This window comes from Streptomyces sp. NPDC093544 (assembly GCF_040683495.1).
In the GTDB taxonomy this organism is placed as follows: domain Bacteria; phylum Actinomycetota; class Actinomycetes; order Streptomycetales; family Streptomycetaceae; genus Streptomyces.
The window spans coordinates 17203-32730 of sequence record NZ_JBFBEA010000051.1; the positions used below are offsets into that span (position 1 = coordinate 17203).

The following is a 15528-nucleotide window of genomic DNA, read 5'->3' on the forward strand; positions in this document are numbered from 1 at the left end:
GCAGTCATGAGGATCAATCCGTCCGACAGTCTATCCGACCAGTCAGAAGTCAGAGGCGAACCTTGTGGTGAGCGGCAAGGTGATCAGAGGCCAACAGGCCCCCAGCCGCAGAAAGTTACGCAGGCGCCAGGGCCACCAGCCTGGCAGCACAGTGCCCTGGTGCCTGCGGTTCTCAGAGAAGCGAGGAACTTCTACATTGAGCACTCTTGAACGTACCCCAGGATCGGGCGACCAGAACGACTGCCCGGCGGCAGCGACCGGGTCCGCTCAGGCCGGTGGAAGCGTGCTGGCCTGGGCCCAGATCGGATTCTCGACGCTCTGTGTTGTGACTGGCGCGGTGATCGGCCTTATGGCGAACGTACCGCTCGGGACGGCGATCGTCGCCGCTGCCGCTGGATGGCAGATCACGGTACACATCCGTAGGTAACCGCCTCAGTTCACTCCCCGTCTGGGACCGCCGCCCGTCCGTAGGGTGTCGGCCCCAGAGGCGCGCGGCGGGCCCGGGTGCCCGATCCCTGGGGGGCCAAACAGGGGGCCAAACGGAGCGGATGAACCACGACCGTCCCGGACTGAAGCGGACGGTCCTGGACGGCGCCCGCGCAGGTCAGTGCTCAGGACCAAGGTCATGCATGCCCTGATCGCGTTCGGGACGAAGAGGTTGTAGCCGCGGCTCTTAAGCTCGCAACAGGGTCTGTCCGAAGTGATGGCGACTGTTCGTCACGACTTGCCCCTGTTGTGGGACAACTCTGTCCGTCAGGATGGCCAAGTGAACGCAGACATAGTCACTGCCTTCGTTGGCTTTGGGGGCGCGATCGTTGGTGGGGGTGCCTCATTTGGAGCGGCATGGCTGACTCTGCGACATCAGTCGAAGCAGGCAGACGCAACCCGCCTCCGTGAGCTGGGGCAAGTGGCGACTGACACCGCCTTGTCTGAGTTGATCAAGCTTGATGATCTGCTTGACTCGACTACACCGCCGACTGACACACCGGCTGTTGAGCTTGAACCCTGGGAACAGCAGGCCAGGATTCACCTGAGAAACGTAGAGCTCGCCCTCCTGCGGATACCAGGTGACGCCGTCCGTGCCCGCGTGACTCCGACCCTGAGGCTAGCGAAGGAGTATCGCTGGGCAGGGCCACGGCACGTCCACTACATACAGATGGTGCGCCTCATGGTTGACGACATGGTCAGTGCGTTGTCCGCCTACATCCGCGCGGACCCACTTCCCCCGCATCCCAGGCACGTAAAGCAAATCCGTGCGGACGTGAACAGGCGTAAGACTGCGGAAGCGAACGCCTTCCTCATGGGCGAGCCAGAGCCAGACGACGAGGTGGACGACACCTAGACCGACCAGGAGGACTGGGAGAAATCCGGGAGAAGTTCTTCTCCCGACGCCTCCCGGAAGCCTCACTAGACCAACTCACATCAAGGCTCTGTCCTGCGTAAGTAGCTTCGAGATGAGGTCTGGATCTTGCCCGGACCTTATTCGAGAGGAAGAGGTGGTGGTCTCAATTGTGGTCTCAATCGCCGCTCATTCCGGGGTGATCCGCTGACGTCCGCCGAAGTCGAGCGGACCCTCTGAGCAGGCGCCCGAGCTGCAATGCGGACACCCGTGGACACCCCCGGACCAAGATCGGACAACTTGTAATGCGTAGGTCGTCGGTTCGAATCCGACAGGGGGCTCCAACAGCATGGGCAACGGGCCGTGAGGCCCGTGAGCTTGTGGTTTCGGCGGGGGTGCATTGTGGCTGCGCCCTGGTGATCGTGATCGTGATCACGTCGCGTCAGTGGCTCATCGCGGGTCTTCACCCGGTGGGGTGGGAAGCGGGGCCGGTACGCCGAGGGCGAGCAGCGCGGTGTCGTCGTCCAGTCCGTCGCCGAAGCCGGTCAGTAGCTCGGTCAGGGCGGTGATCAGGGCCTGGGGTCCCGCTGGGGGCTGGTCGGCGGTGAAGGCGCGCAGGGCGTCCTCTCCGTACAGCTCGCGTTCGGGTCCGGTGCGGGCCTCGGTCAGGCCGTCGGTGTAGAGCAGCAGGGTGTCGCCGGGGAACAGTTCGGTGAGGGCGGCTGTGAAGTGGACCTTGGGCAGGATGCCGATGAGCATGCCGCCGGGGGTGGGGACGTAGTCCGCGGTGCCGTCGGCGCGCTGGATCAGTGCAGAGGGGTGGCCGCCGGAGGCCAGGTGCACGCTGGCGTGGCCGCTGCCGGGGCGCAGGACGCCGAATATGGCGGTGCAGTAGCGGGTGTCGCCACTGGTGTACCGCTCGTGCAGCACGGTGTTCAAGGTGGTCAGCACGGCGATGGGGGCAGGGTCGTGCATGGCGGCCGCCCGCAGGGTGTAGCGGGTCAGCGAGGTGAGCGCGGCAGCCTGGGGGCCTTTGCCGCACACGTCGCCGAGGAAGAACGCCCACTGGTCGGCGCCGAGGGGGAACAGGTCGTAGAAGTCTCCGCCGAGATGGTCCGGAGAGGCCGTGTGGTAGTAGGAGACGGCTTCCAGGCCCGGAACGGTGGGCAGTTGGGCGGGCAGCAGGCTCTGCTGGAGTACGGCGAGGGCTTCCTGGAGCCGTTCGCGGTCGGCCTCAGCGTGCCCGCGCGCTTCTTCGGCTGCCCGGCGTTGGCGCAGCAGCTCGGTCTCGTAGGCGCGGCGTTCGCGGGCATCGAAGACGGTGGTGCGGATCAGCAGCGGTTCGCCTTCGTCGCTGGTCTTCACCTTCGAAGTGACCAGCACCGGCATCCGCCGCCCGGCGGCGGCCTTGATGTCCAGAGCGATGCCGCTGACCTCGCCGCTCATCTGTAGCAGCGGGGCGAAGTGCGTCTCGTGGTAGAGCTTGCCGCCCACGGTGAGCAGATCGGTGAACCGCATCCGACCCACCACCTGGGACCGGTTCAGGCCCAGCCAGTCCAGCAAGGTGGTGTTGATCTTCGCGATGGTGCCGTCCATCAGCGTCGACAGGTAGCCGCACGGCGCCTGCTCGTACAGCTCCTCCACGCTGTCCTCCAGCAGGGCGGAGAAGGCGACGTCGGTGGCGTCCACATCTCCCTCCCCGTCCGGGTCCTGAGCGGTACGGCACATCACCGGGCCGCAGCGATGAAGTCGATGATCGCCTCTGCGGTGGCCTGCGGGGCGCTCAGCTGCGGGCAGTGCCCCGTCGCCTCCAGTGTGACGAGGCGGCTGCCGGGGATCGCGTCGTGGACGTAGGCGCCCACCTCGCGGGGGGCGATCACGTCCTGCTTGCATTCCAGCACCAGCGTCGGCAGCGCGACCGTCTTGAGTTCTTCACGGCTGTCGGACAGGAACGTCGTACGGGCGAAGACCCGGGCCATGGCGGGGTCGGTTGCGCAGAACGAGGTCGTCAGTTCCTCGCCGAGTTCCGGCCGGTCCGCGTTCCCCATGATCACCGGGGCCATCGCCGCCGACCAGCCCAAGTAGTTCGACTCCAGCGACTCGAGCAGCTCATCGATGTCTTCCGCGCTGAACCCGCCCCGGTACCCGTCCTCGTCGATGTAGCAGGGCGACGGCGCCACCATGACCAGGCGGGAGAACCGCTGTGGCGCCTTCGCCGCGGCGAGCACCCCGACCATGGCGCTGACCGAGTGGCCCACGAAGATCACATCCTGGAGGTCCAGCTCCTCGCAGACCTCCAGTACATCGCGCGCGTACCCGTCCAGTGAGCTGTAGCGCTGCTCGCTCCAGGCCGAAGGGTCCGCGCGGCCGGAGCCCACGTAGTCGAAGAGCACCAACCGGAAGTCCTCGGCGAGCATGGGAACCACCAGGCGCCACATGTTCTGGTCACAGCCGAACCCGTGCGCCAGCAAGAGCACCGGCCGGTCCGCACGGCCGGTGACGGTGATGCGGTTCCTGCTACTGGTGTCCATGCCGCCAGCTTCCCATCAACCTCACCACCTGAAGCGGCCGTACCGGACGCAGTCGCAGTCGACCTGTGAGGGGTCTGCTGCCGACGTTCATGATCAAGTGCTTGGCGCCGACGGCGGTAGCAGCGCGCGCCGAAACCAAACCTCGGAGCGTGGTGGCCATTGTCATCCACGTGCCGCATGAAACGTCATCACTTCTTCATTGACGTGGCAGCGCGATGACGTCCTGAACTGCTATCCATGGGGGTTAATTCACCCCCCCATTGGAGAGGTATTTCCGTGCGTTCATTAAGGGTACTTTTCACCGTCCTGCTGGCATTCGTCGCGGCGGTCACGATATCGAGCTCGGCCGAGGCTGCCGAGGGCAAGTACGTGGCCATGGGTGACTCGTACGCCGTCGCCCCCGGGACGCGGACGTACGACGACGCTGTCAACGACTTGTGCCGTCGGGGCCCGCTGACCTACTCCCGGCTGTGGGCGGCCCAGCACCCGTCGGTCGCCTTCGTGGAGGCGTCGTGCTCCGGTGCGACGACGGCCGACGTGATCAACACTCAGGTTCCCCAACTGACCGCGGACACCACGCTGGTGACGCTTCAGGTCGGTGGCAACGATGTCGGTTTCGTCGATGTGCTGGCGAACTGCGTCCTGACCATCGACGACCGGGACTGTGTCAACGGCGTCGACGCGGCGAAGCAGGCCATACAGACCTCGCTGTCACCCGCGCTGGCGCAGACCTACGCGGCGGTGCGTGCCAAGGCGCCCAACGCGAGAGTCATTGTCATCGGTTATCCGCGGTTCTACACCATCAACGGGTCCTGCGGCCTATTCGGATTGAGTGACACCGAACGTACGGCCGTGAACTCGGCGGCCGACACTCTCGCAAGCGTCATGTCCGCCCGCGCGGCGGAGGCCGGATTCACATTCCTGGACGCCCGGCCGGTATTCGACCCGCACACCATCTGCTCAAGCGGTACCACCTGGCTGACCAGTCTGGAATGGGACAAACTCAACGAGTCCTACCACCCGAATACCGCGGGTCACCGCGACGGCTATCTCGCCGCGTTGAACTCCCTGACCGGATGATCGAGGACCGGATGACCGAGCACGCCGGATAGAGGCACGGGGCGAGGGCGTTCCGCCGCGTCGGCGTAACGCCCTCGCTGCCCTGCCGGTGTCCTACCGCTGTCCTGCCGGTGTCCTTCAGTACCGCCAAGCCAGCAGCGCCCTCGCGATCGCCGCCTGCTGTACGTCCGGGCCGCGGCCCTCCTCCACGCGCCACAGTGAGTTCTGGAGCACCCGCCCCAGCGTCCAGGCACGTGCCCGCTCCCGGTCTGCGCCCAGTACGTCCGTCATCAGGTCGAAGCGCCGCAGGAGGTGTCCCTCCTCGAAGCGGTTCCAGAGGGCGGGGAGCAGGTCGAAGCAGGGTCTCCGGCGAGGGGTTTCGGGTCGATGACCAGCCAGGGTTCGCGGTCGGCGGCGAGGATGTTCTCGAAGTGCAGGTCCCAGTGAAGGAGGCGGTCGCCGGGTCCGTCCGCGACCTCGCGCAGCGCGGCGGCGCAGTTCCGCAGCAGTTGGCGGTCGTCCTCGTCGGTCAGCGCCGCCAGTACGGCCGGCAGGCGGTCGAACATGCCCGCCGTCAGGTCTCCGAGCCGTCGTAGCTCCGCCGGCGCAGGCATGGATGTCAGCCGCGCGAGCAGGTCCGCGAGGATCCTGGTCGCCTTCATCACGTCCGGTACGGCGGCAAGTGGGCGGTCCTCGTCGAGCCGTTCCAGGAGCATCGTGCCGGTCTGCGGATCGTCGTTCAGCAGTCGTACGACACCGTCGCCGTCCCAGGTCCGCAGGGCGAGGGCCTCGCCCGCCGTCTCGTCGTCGAGGTCCTGGAGTTTCAGGGCGGCCCGTGTTCCGTCGCCGCGGACCACCGGCAGTACGACGGAGACCCGCCCGCTCATCGGCCGCCCCTCCTGCCGCAGCTCCCACCGCTCCAGAAACTCCGCTCCCCGTTCCAGCAGCCGGGAGTCCCACACCAGCACAATCACCCCATGAGTCGAGTTCCGCGCGCTGTTCGGTCGTACATCAGCCGTGCCCCGGGAACGTACATCTGGCTGGTGATCCTCTTCATCACGACCGTGGCCGTGCACCAGATGTCGCCGGCGTTCGAGCAGGAATTCCTGCGGCAGCGGTCCACCAACATCCACGAGCTGTCGAGCAACCCGATCCGGGTGCTCTTCGCCAGTGCGATGTGGATCGACGGCGGGTACTGGCTGCCGTACGCCGTCCTCTACACCGTTTTTCACGCGCAGGCGGAGCACTGGCTCGGTACCGCGCGGTGGCTGGTGGTCTGTGTGGCCGCGCACGTCCTGGCGACGCTGATCAGTGAGGGGGCGCTGCTGCTGGCGATCCGGCACGGGATGGCGCCGCGTTCGGCGGTCAACACCCTCGACATCGGGGTGAGTTACGCGCTGGCGGGGGTGATCGCGGTGCTGACGTACCGGATCGCGGTGCCCTGGCGGTATCCGTACGTGGTGATCGTGCTCCTTGTGTACGGGGTGCCGCTGGCGACCGGCCGCACCTTCACCGATCTCGGGCATTTCACCTCGGTGCTGATCGGTCTTGCCTGTTATCCGCTGGTCAGAGGGCGCGGAAAAGCATGGAATCCGAAGGAGACAGTGGCCGCCCTCAGGCGTTAACGTCCCGGCCATGAGCAGCGTGACGGTCAATGGCGGCATCTCCTTCTGGTACGCCGACGACGGCATCCCCGCGCCGCGCGAGCCGCTGCCCGGTGACGCCTCCGCGGACGTCGTCATCGTCGGCGGCGGCTACACGGGCCTGTGGACCGCGTACTACCTGAAGAAGGCGGCTCCCTTCCTCCGGATCACCGTCCTGGAGCAGAAGTTCTGCGGTTACGGCGCCTCCGGGCGCAACGGCGGCTGGCTCTACAACGGCATCGCGGGACGCGACCGGTACGCGAAGCTGCACGGCCGGGAGGCCGCCGTACGCCTTCAGCAGGCCATGAACGAGACGGTCGGCGAGGTGGTGCGGGTCGTAGCGGCGGAGGGTATCGACGCCGACATCCACCAGGGCGGCGTACTCGAAGTGGCGTACACGCCCGCCCAGTTGGCCCGGCTGAAGGCCTTCCACGAGCACGAACTGTCGTACGGGGAGAAGGACCGCGAGCTGTACGGCGCCGTCGCGACCGCCGAGCGGATCCGGGTCGCGGACGCCGTGGGGTCCACCTGGACGCCGCACGGGGCGCGGCTGCACCCGGTGAAGCTGGTGAAGGGACTGGCCGCCGCGGTCGAGGCGCTGGGCGTGACGATCCACGAGCAGACGCCGGTCACGGAGATCCGGCCGAAGCACGCGGTGACTCCGTACGGCACGGTGCGCGCGCCCTACGTCCTGCGCTGCACGGAGGGCTTCACAGCCTCGCTCAAGGGGCAGAAGCGGACCTGGCTGCCCATGAACTCGTCGATGATCGCGACGGAGCCGCTGACCGCCGAGCAGTGGGAGACCATCGGCTGGGAGGGGCGCGAGACCCTGGGCGACATGGCGCACGCGTACATGTACGCCCAGCGCACCGCCGACGGCCGGATCGCGCTCGGCGGCCGCGGAGTCCCGTACCGCTTCGGCTCCCGCACCGACAACGACGGCCGTACGCAGCCGGCGACCGTCGAGGCGCTGCGCGAGATCCTCGTCCGCTTCTTCCCGTCGCTGACCGGTGTGGGCGTGGAGTACGCCTGGTCGGGTGTCCTCGGCGTGCCGCGCGACTGGTGCGCCACGGTGGCCCTGGACCGTTCGACGGGGCTCGGGTGGGCCGGCGGCTACGTCGGTTCCGGTGTCGCCACCACCAATCTCGCCGCCCGCACCCTGCGCGACCTCGTCCAGCGCGACTCGGGGCAGTCGGGTGAGACGGAACTGACCGGCCTGCCCTGGGTCGACCACAAGGTGCGCAAGTGGGAGCCGGAGCCGTTCCGCTGGATCGGGGTCCACGGCATGTACGCCACCTACCGCACGGCCGACCGGCGCGAACTCACCACGCACAGCGCTCAGTCGTCGCGACTGGCCCGGGTGGCGGACCGGGTGGCGGGACGGCACTGACGACTCCAGCCGCTCGACTCGTAAGGCATAGCCGCTCGGCCCGTAAGGCGTCTGCTGTCCCCCGATACTCATGAGTGCTCTGTCATACCTGTGTGCGAACATCGCTTCAATTGACCATCGAGCCGGGGGGCTCGAACGATCCGGGGGGATCAGATGCCCGAACCCTGTCCACGTGTCCGCATGTCCGCGAGACGCACGCCCGCTTCGGTGTTGCTGCTCGCGCTCACCGTCCTCGTCGCGCTGCTGACCTCGACCGGGACGGGCTCCGCCCGAGCGGCGGAGCCGGCGGCCGCGGACGCCGAGTGCGCGCCGCTCGCCATCGCGCCGTTCGGTGACCCGGGCGAGGCGGTCGGCAAGGCCACCGTCGCGGCCCAGGACAGCACCTGCTTCACCGTCACGGCCACCGCTCCGGGCCTGCACCTGGTCTCACTCGACGACAGCGCCAACGAGGCGTACACGCAGGTCCTCTCCGCCGACGGCGCTGAAGTGGACTGCTACGACGAGGAGTTCTACGCCGAGGGCTGGTGTGATCTGCCCACGGCCGGCACCTACACCGTCAAGGTGGTCAACAACGGCTGGGGAGACGCGCAGACGGCCGTCACCGTCGTCCCGCTCGGCTCCACGCAGGGCTGCGCCGACGAGACAGGCACGAGCTGGGACCTGCCGACCGTGAGCCGTACGTCGGTGAGCCCGGTCGAGATCGACTGCCAGCCGTTCGACGCCGAGGCAGGCGAGCGCGTCCGGCTCACCCACGGACCCAAGGTGTACGGCGAGGACATCGCCTGGATCACCGACGAGACCGGCGCCCGGATCTGCCCGCACTTCCCCGAGGACGGCGAGGACAGCTGCGTGCTGCCCGGCGACGGCCCCTACCGGGTGCTGTCCCGGGTCTCGTACGGGGAGCGGGGCTTTCCCGCCGAGTTCGCCGTGAAGGTCCGCCGGCTGAACGACCCGCAGGGTTGCCGTACCGCGCCCGTGCGGCCCTACGGCCCCCTGGAGCCGCAGGACTTCGACACCAACCCCTGCTTCACTTTCACCGCGGGCAAGGCAGGCTCGTACCTCGTCCACGACGTCGACGAGAGCGGGGAGACAGGCCCGGTCCAGGTGTACGACGCCGACGGCATGACCGTGTGCCGGGCGACGGACCCGTGCCAGTTGCCGGCCGCCGGTACCTACACCGCCGTCCTGGACGGCTCGTACCCCTTCAGCGACTCCCGCGCCGGGCTGATCGTCCTCGACCGTGCCTCCGGTGAAGGCTGCGTGGAGACCGGCATGGGCGTTCACCAGGGAGAGTTGAGCACGGCAGGGCAGTACGACTGCCTGGAGCTGGCCGCTCCGCAGGGCGCCGTGGTCGCGGCACTCACCCCGCTCGGCTCCTCCCCGGTCGACGCGACGGTGGAGGTGCTCGACCGCGACGGCACCGAGCAGTGTGACGCGGAAGAGCTCGCGTACGGCGACTGCGCCCTCACCGGCACCGCCCCCTACCGGGCCCTCGTGCACTCCGACGACGGCGTCACCCCCACGGGTCCCTACTCCGTGGCCCTCCACCGCACGGACGTCGAGAGCGACTGCCCCGTACTGCCTGCCGGAAGTTATGCCGACGGCGGTGCCAAGGCCACGCTGACCACGGGCGGCGGGGTCTTCTCGCACTGCTTGAGCATTCCCGCCGACGCCCACACGGGCTCGGAGGTGTTCCAACTGGTCGCCACGTCCGGCACGACCGCGGCGGAGTTCTCCGTGGTCGACTCCACCGGCAAACGAGTCTGCGACCGCGCCGCCACCACCAATGGCTGGACGATCTGCGGCCTCACCCCGGGCAAGGCCCACACGGTGCTCGTCACCGGCCGGGACAAGGCCGCCACGTACACGCTGACCCGGCGTGACGTGACCGCGAGCGCCGCCTCCGCGGGCTGTCTGAAGACGGCTGCCGCGAAGGTCGGCGGTCCTTCCGTGGCCGGTTCGTACGACGTTCCGGGCACCCTGCGCTGCCACCAGGTCACCACAGGCGCCGCGACCGACGTCGTACACGTGGATGTGCGGGACGCGCTGGGCACCGCCAACATCGCGGTCCTGGGCGGCGACGGCGTCACCGAGTGCTCGTTCCGCAACCGCTCCTGCGCGGTCACCGGGTTCACCACCCACCAGGTGCTCGTGCAGACCCCGGCCACCCTGAAAGCCGCGCCCGCTTACCACCTGGACGCCCTGCGCATCGCCAACGCTGACGGGCCGGCGCCCGAGTGCACCGAGGTCCCCTCGGTCGCGTACGGGTACGGGCCGGTCACCGGCACCCTCGACGAGTCGCACACCGCCGTGTGCGCGGTGCTGCCCACGGCGGGCTCCGACCACTTCAACGCCGACATCAAGGACACCACCGACGCCACCACCACGGCGGTGCCCGCCCTCTACACCACGTCCTCCTGGGCCAACGGCTGCGTCAACAGCTCGTCCGGCTACGAGTGCGGTGTATCGGGCACACCCTCCGCGAGCGCCCCGACAGTGTTCGTCCTGGGCCTGCCGGAGAAGGCGTCCAGCACTTCCTACAGCGCCAAGCTGAACTGCTCGTTCGTCCAGTGCGGCACCGAGGAGCTGAGCGTCACCGCGGTGAGCCCCGGCACGGGCGTCAGCGGTGGCAAGGTCGCGCTCAGTGTGACCGGCACCGCGCTCGGCGCGGACACCACGGTCCGGCTGAGCCAGAGCGGCAGGACGCTGACCGCGAAGACGGAGTCGGTGTCCGCCGACAACCGGACGGCGACGGCGACCCTCGACCTGACCGGCGCGGCCACCGGCGTCTGGACGGTCAGCGTGTTCACGCGCGGCTGGGAGTACCAGCGCGGCACCTTCACCGTGACCCAGCCCGAGCTGAAGAACACCGCTCTGCCCAAGGTGACGGGCACGGCGGCGGTCGGCGTCAAGGTCACGGCGGCGACGGGGAGTTGGTCGGCCGCCCCGTCGTCGTACACCTATCAGTGGAAGGCGAACGGCACCGCGATATCCGGGGCGACGGCCTCGGCGTACACGATCCCGGCGTCGCTCCTCGGCAAGAAGCTGACCGTGACCGTCACGGCCGTCAAGAGCGGCTGGAAGAGCGGCTCGGCGACCTCGGCGGCGGTGACCGTCGCCAAGGGCGCCGCTCCGAAGGCGACGAAGGTGCCGGTGATCAGCGGCACGGCGAAGGTCGGTAAGAAGCTGACGGCGGGCAAGGGCACCTGGAGCCCGGCGGCGACCTCGTACTCGTACCAGTGGTACGCGAACGGCAAGGCGATCGCCGGCGCGACCAAGTCCACGCTGGTCCTGAAGTCGGCCCAGTCCAGCAAGAAGATCACCGTCAAGGTGATCGCGCACCGCACCGGTCACAAGGACGGTTCGGCGGTGAGCAAGGCGACGAAGGCGGTCGCTCGCTGAGGCAGTCACCAGCGGGTGCGGGGCAGGGCCTTCCTGGGCCCCGCCCCGCACCCGTATGTGACACTGCGGCCATGATTCGCCCAGCGACCCCCGCCGATGTCCCCGTCATTCACGCCCTGGTGCGTGAACTCGCCGAGTACGAGAAGGCGCTGGAGGAGGCGCGGGCCTCCCAGGAGCAGTTGCGTGAGGCGCTGTTCGGGGAGCGGGCCGCCGCGTTCGCGCATGTCGCCGAGGACGCGGCGGGGGAGGTCGTCGGGTTCGCGCTGTGGTTCCTGAACTTCTCGACGTGGCGCGGGGTGCACGGGATCTACCTGGAGGACCTGTACGTACGGCCCCAGGTGCGCGGCGGTGGGCACGGGAAGGCGCTGCTGACCGAACTGGCGCGGATCTGTGTGGAGCGCGGGTACGAGCGGCTGGAGTGGTCGGTGCTGAACTGGAACCGGTCGGCCGTCGAGTTCTATGAGGCGCTGGGCGCGCGGCCGCAGGACGAGTGGACGGTGTACCGGCTGACGGACGACTCGCTCGCGAAGCTGGGGTCAGGGCCGGGGCCAGGGCCGGGTTCAGGTTCGGGGGGCTGATTCGGGCACTGGCGCTCCCGTGGACATCGTCTGCTTCGGTGCCTTCGCCGTGACCATCAGGCCCGCGACCAGTCCGGCCAGGAGCAGGACACCGACGGCCCACCAGAGGGCGGTCGTGTAGCCGTGGACGGTGCCCTGGCGGGTGATCAGGTCCATCTGGGCGGGGTTGGTCAGGTGGGCGGCGATGTATGCGGCGCCGCTGGTGGTGGCGATGGTGTTCAGCAGGGCCGTACCGATCGAACCGCCCACCTGCTGCGCGGTGTTGACGGTCGCGGAGGTCACACCAGCGTCCTGCGGGGCGACCCCGGCGGTGGCGGTCGCGAAGACCGGCATGAAGGTCAGCCCCATGCCGAGGCCGGTCAGGAGCATGCCGGGCAGCAGATGGTCCGCGTAGCCGGAGTCGACGGTGAGCTGGGTGAAGATCAGCATGCCGCCGGCGGCGAGGATCATGCCGGGGACCATGAGCACGCGCGGTGCCACGTGTTGCAGCAGCCGGGCCGAGATCTGCGTGGAGCCGATGATGATCGCGACCGTCAGGGGCAGGAAGGCCAGGCCTGTCTTCACGGGGGAGTAGCCGAGGATGCCCTGTAGGTAGTAGGTCATGAAGAGGAACATGCCGAACATGCCGATGGTGGCGAGACCCATCGTCAGGAAGCATCCGGCGCGGTTGCGGTCCTTGATGATGTGCAGGGGGAGCAGCGGGCCAGGAGAACGTGTCTGCCACCACACGAAGGACGCGAGGAGTACGACGCCCGCCGCGAAGAGTCCGAGGACCCGCGAGTCCGTCCAGCCGCGCGACTCCGCCTCGCTGAACCCGTAGACGATCGCGACCAGTCCGCCGCAGCCGAGCAGCACACCGGGTACGTCGAGATGGGCGCCCTTGTTGCCCGGGCGGTCGTGCAGCAGTGTGAACGCGCCGAAGACCGCGATGACGGCGATCGGGACATTGACGTACAGGCACCAGCGCCAGTCCAGGTACTCCGTCAGCAGCCCTCCCGCGATGAACCCGATCGCGGAGCCCGAGCCCGCCAGGGCGCCGTAGATCCCGAAGGCCTTTCCGCGCTCCTTCGGGTCGGTGAACGTGGTGGTGAGGAGCGACAGCGCGGAAGGGGCCAGTACGGCGGCGAAGGCGCCCTGGAGCGCGCGGGCGCCGAAGAGCATGCCGGAGGTGGTCGCCGCGCCGCCGATCGCGGAGGCGGCTGCGAAGCCGATGAGCCCGAAGATGAAGGTGCGTTTGCGGCCGACGATGTCGGCGATCCGGCCGCCGAGCAGGAGCAGACCGCCGAAGGCCAGCGTGTACGCGGTGATGACCCACTGGCGGTTGCCGTCGGACATGTGCAGAGCGCTCTGTGCGGAGGGGAGAGCGATGTTCACGATGGTCGCGTCCAGGACGACCATCAGCTGGGCGAGGGCAATGATCACCAGGGCCCACCAGCGATGGGGGTCTGCGCCCGCCGGCCCTCCTGGTATGCCCGGTTCACCTGTTCGGGTGACACTCATCAGCCCATAAGACCATCAAAAGGGACTCATCGCATCTCTGGTGAGGGGTCGCTCACGGTTGGTGGAGAGGGCGCTCACGGTTGGTGGAGTGGTCGCTCACGGTTCCAGCACCACCTTCCCGACCGTGCCCCGGTTCTCCAGGGCGCGGTGGGCGGCGGCCGCCTCGGCGAGTGGGAAGCGGGTGACGGCCGGGGTCAGGTGGCCTGCGGCGGCTTCGGCGAGGGAGCGCAGTTCCAGGGTGTGGACGGGGTTGGGGCCGCCCGCCTTCCGCATCATCGCGGCGCCGAGGACCTCCTGGGAGACGCCCTCGACGAGCAGCGGGGTGCCGTCGCGCAGGCCCTCGCCGGACCAGCCGAAGACGAGGTGCGTGCCGCCGGGGCCCAGCAGGGCGACGGACTCGCGGGCCGCGTCGCCGCCCACGCCGTCGAAGACGACGGTTGCCTCTGTGCCGCCGAGGAAGGCGCGGACCTTCTCCGGCCAGTCCGGGTCCTTGTAGTCGACGGCCAGGTCGGCGCCGTTCCGCTGGACCCGGGCCACCTTCTCCAGGCCGCCCGCCAGCCCGATCACGGTGGCGCCCGCGTGCTTGGCGTACTGCACGAGGAGGGTGCCGATACCGCCCGCGGCCGCCGGGATCACGGCCACGGAGTCGGGGCCGAGCTCGGTGAACTGGAGGATCCCCATCGCCGTACGCCCGGTGCCGATCATCGCGACGGCCTGCGCGAAGTCCAGGTTCCCGGGGATCACGTGGAGGCGGTCGACGTCGACAACCGCCAGCTCGGCGTACCCGCCGGGGGCGAAGCCCAGGTGGGCGACAACGCGCTTGCCGAGCCAGAGGTCGGCGACGCCCTCGCCGAGGGCCTCGACGGTGCCGGCGACCTCGCGGCCGGGGATCGTGGGCAGGGCGGGCAGCTCCGGGAGCGGGCCGCGGATGCCCGCCCGGATCGCGGTGTCGAGAAGGTGAACTCCCGCCGCGCCGACGGCGATACGGACCTGGCCGGGGCCTGGCTCGGGGTCCTCGGTCAGTTCGAGGGTGAGGTTCTCGGCGGGGCCGAAGGCGTGCTGGCGGATGGCGTGCATGGTGGGCTCCGTCGTCTGTTGGCTGTCGTCTGCTGCTGTCTGCTATCTGCTGTCTGTTGTCCGTCGTCCGTTCTTTGTGGGCCCAGCTTCTGACCTGAAGCTCGCTTGAGGTCAAGGCTTTTCGAGGTGGGATCGGGAAACGCAGGTCGGGGTCGTTGTCAGTGGTGGGGTGCACGATGGGGGCATGGTGCGGAAAGCGGCGGGCGAGGCGAAGAAGCTGGTCAAGGGAGCGCGGCGGCCGGAGGTGCGGTTGCCGCCCCTGGAGCCGTACGGCGGTGCTGGGCTGGAGCCCGACGGGGACTACGACGGCCTCGAGTTCCGGGACGTGGACTTCGTCGGGCAGGACGGCGGGGGCGCGCGGTTCATGGACTGCGCGCTGACCGGGTGCGCGCTGGACGAGACCCGGCTGCATCACGCCCGCGTGCTGGACTCGGTCCTCACGGGCATACGGGGCGTCGGCACCGACCTCGCCGAGTCGACGTTGCGCGATGTGGAGCTGGTCGACGCTCGCCTGGGCGGGGTGCAGTTGCACGGTTCCGTACTGGAGCGGGTGCTGGTCCGCGGCGGCAAGATCGACTACCTGAACCTGCGCAAGGCCCGCCTCAAGGACGTCGTCTTCCAGGGGTGCGTCCTGGTCGAGCCCGACTTCGGGGGCGCGCGGCTTGAGCGGGTGGAGTTCGTGGACTGTGTGGTCAAGGAAGCGGATCTTACGGCGGCGACGCTGACCGAGGTGGACCTGCGGGGGGCCGCCGAGTTCACCATCGCGCGGGGGGTGGACCGGTTGGCGGGGGCGGTGATCAGTCCGGCTCAACTGGTGGATATGGCGGGGATGTTGGCGGCGGAGATGGGGGTGCGGGTGGAGTAGGGGGTGGGTTTTTCGCCCCCTCCGCCCCTGCTGCATTGGTTTCAGCCTGTCCGGCGTTTGAGGACGAGCGCGTTCAGCGCGGTGCGGGGGTCTGGGGGCGGCAGCCCCCAGGAACAAGGGACGGGCAGGGGCGGAGGGGGCGAA

At 68.9% G+C, this 15528-nt stretch carries 11 protein-coding genes and 1 pseudogene; 7 read left to right on the forward strand and 5 right to left on the reverse strand.

Translation table 11 applies throughout. The features are described 5' to 3' along the window. Positions 1–766: 766 nt before the first annotated feature. Positions 767–1342, forward strand: a complete 576-nt coding sequence (locus AB0N66_RS40990) for a hypothetical protein (protein WP_365445589.1) — start codon at positions 767–769, stop codon at positions 1340–1342. A gap of 447 nt (positions 1343–1789) precedes the next feature. On the opposite strand, the gene AB0N66_RS40995 is transcribed toward AB0N66_RS40990, so the two are convergent. Then, on the reverse strand, positions 1790–3067 hold the full coding sequence (locus tag AB0N66_RS40995; protein ID WP_365445591.1) for a SpoIIE family protein phosphatase: 1278 nt from the start codon (positions 3065–3067) through the stop codon (positions 1790–1792). Next, a complete protein-coding gene (locus AB0N66_RS41000; protein WP_365445594.1) occupies positions 3067–3870 on the reverse strand; it encodes an alpha/beta hydrolase in 804 nt (267 codons plus the stop codon). The genes AB0N66_RS40995 and AB0N66_RS41000 overlap by 1 nt, the downstream gene beginning before the upstream one ends. Before the next feature lie 276 nt (positions 3871–4146). Here AB0N66_RS41000 and AB0N66_RS41005 point away from each other — a divergent pair, with 276 nt between their 5' ends. Beyond that, positions 4147–4950 (forward strand): SGNH/GDSL hydrolase family protein, encoded by an 804-nt coding sequence (locus tag AB0N66_RS41005; protein ID WP_365445597.1) that lies wholly within the window; start codon positions 4147–4149, stop codon positions 4948–4950. Positions 4951–5067: 117 nt separating this feature from the next. On the opposite strand, the pseudogene AB0N66_RS41010 reads toward AB0N66_RS41005, so the two are convergent. Further along, positions 5068–5852 (reverse strand): annotated as a pseudogene (locus AB0N66_RS41010) (aminoglycoside phosphotransferase family protein). A 54-nt stretch (positions 5853–5906) separates the two neighbouring features. Here AB0N66_RS41010 and AB0N66_RS41015 point away from each other — a divergent pair. The 4 genes from AB0N66_RS41015 to AB0N66_RS41030 all read left to right on the forward strand — a co-directional run bounded on the left by AB0N66_RS41015 (position 5907) and on the right by AB0N66_RS41030 (position 11942). After that, on the forward strand, positions 5907–6554 hold the full coding sequence (locus AB0N66_RS41015) for a rhomboid-like protein (RefSeq protein WP_365445599.1): 648 nt from the start codon (positions 5907–5909) through the stop codon (positions 6552–6554). 10 nt (positions 6555–6564) lie between these two features. Next, positions 6565–7962: an FAD-dependent oxidoreductase gene (locus AB0N66_RS41020; protein WP_365445602.1), complete on the forward strand. Its 1398-nt coding sequence runs from the start codon at positions 6565–6567 to the stop codon at positions 7960–7962. Between the two features lie 180 nt (positions 7963–8142). Beyond that, positions 8143–11364: a Tat pathway signal protein gene (locus AB0N66_RS41025; protein ID WP_365445604.1), complete on the forward strand. Its 3222-nt coding sequence runs from the start codon at positions 8143–8145 to the stop codon at positions 11362–11364. A gap of 71 nt (positions 11365–11435) precedes the next feature. Continuing rightward, entirely contained in the window at positions 11436–11942 is a 507-nt protein-coding gene (locus tag AB0N66_RS41030) for a GNAT family N-acetyltransferase (RefSeq protein ID WP_365445607.1), read from the forward strand. On the opposite strand, the gene AB0N66_RS41035 is transcribed toward AB0N66_RS41030, so the two are convergent. Both AB0N66_RS41035 and AB0N66_RS41040 read right to left on the reverse strand, forming a co-directional pair. Next, positions 11925–13442 carry an MFS transporter gene (locus AB0N66_RS41035; RefSeq protein ID WP_365445610.1) on the reverse strand — a complete coding sequence of 506 codons (1518 nt, stop codon included), beginning with the start codon at positions 13440–13442 and terminating at the stop codon, positions 11925–11927. The genes AB0N66_RS41030 and AB0N66_RS41035 overlap by 18 nt on opposite strands. A gap of 96 nt (positions 13443–13538) precedes the next feature. Beyond that, the gene (locus tag AB0N66_RS41040) at positions 13539–14519 is read right to left on the reverse strand and encodes a zinc-binding dehydrogenase (RefSeq protein ID WP_365445613.1); all 981 of its coding nucleotides are present in this window, start codon (positions 14517–14519) and stop codon (positions 13539–13541) included. A gap of 184 nt (positions 14520–14703) precedes the next feature. Between AB0N66_RS41040 and AB0N66_RS41045 the strand changes: the two genes are divergently transcribed. Further along, positions 14704–15384, forward strand: a complete 681-nt coding sequence (locus AB0N66_RS41045; RefSeq protein WP_365445616.1) for a pentapeptide repeat-containing protein — start codon at positions 14704–14706, stop codon at positions 15382–15384. Positions 15385–15528: the final 144 nt, after the last annotated feature.

Coding starts and splice junctions, on each gene's coding strand:
- AB0N66_RS41025 (WP_365445604.1), top strand. CDS start 8,143: ATGTCCGCGAGACGCACGCCCGCTTCGGTGTTGCTGCTCGCGCTCACC.
- AB0N66_RS41000 (WP_365445594.1), bottom strand. CDS start 3,870: ATGGACACCAGTAGCAGGAACCGCATCACCGTCACCGGCCGTGCGGAC.
- AB0N66_RS41015 (WP_365445599.1), top strand. CDS start 5,907: ATGAGTCGAGTTCCGCGCGCTGTTCGGTCGTACATCAGCCGTGCCCCG.
- AB0N66_RS41040 (WP_365445613.1), bottom strand. CDS start 14,519: ATGCACGCCATCCGCCAGCACGCCTTCGGCCCCGCCGAGAACCTCACC.
- AB0N66_RS41035 (WP_365445610.1), bottom strand. CDS start 13,442: ATGAGTGTCACCCGAACAGGTGAACCGGGCATACCAGGAGGGCCGGCG.
- AB0N66_RS40995 (WP_365445591.1), bottom strand. CDS start 3,067: ATGTGCCGTACCGCTCAGGACCCGGACGGGGAGGGAGATGTGGACGCC.
- AB0N66_RS41030 (WP_365445607.1), top strand. CDS start 11,436: ATGATTCGCCCAGCGACCCCCGCCGATGTCCCCGTCATTCACGCCCTG.
- AB0N66_RS41020 (WP_365445602.1), top strand. CDS start 6,565: ATGAGCAGCGTGACGGTCAATGGCGGCATCTCCTTCTGGTACGCCGAC.
- AB0N66_RS41045 (WP_365445616.1), top strand. CDS start 14,704: ATGGTGCGGAAAGCGGCGGGCGAGGCGAAGAAGCTGGTCAAGGGAGCG.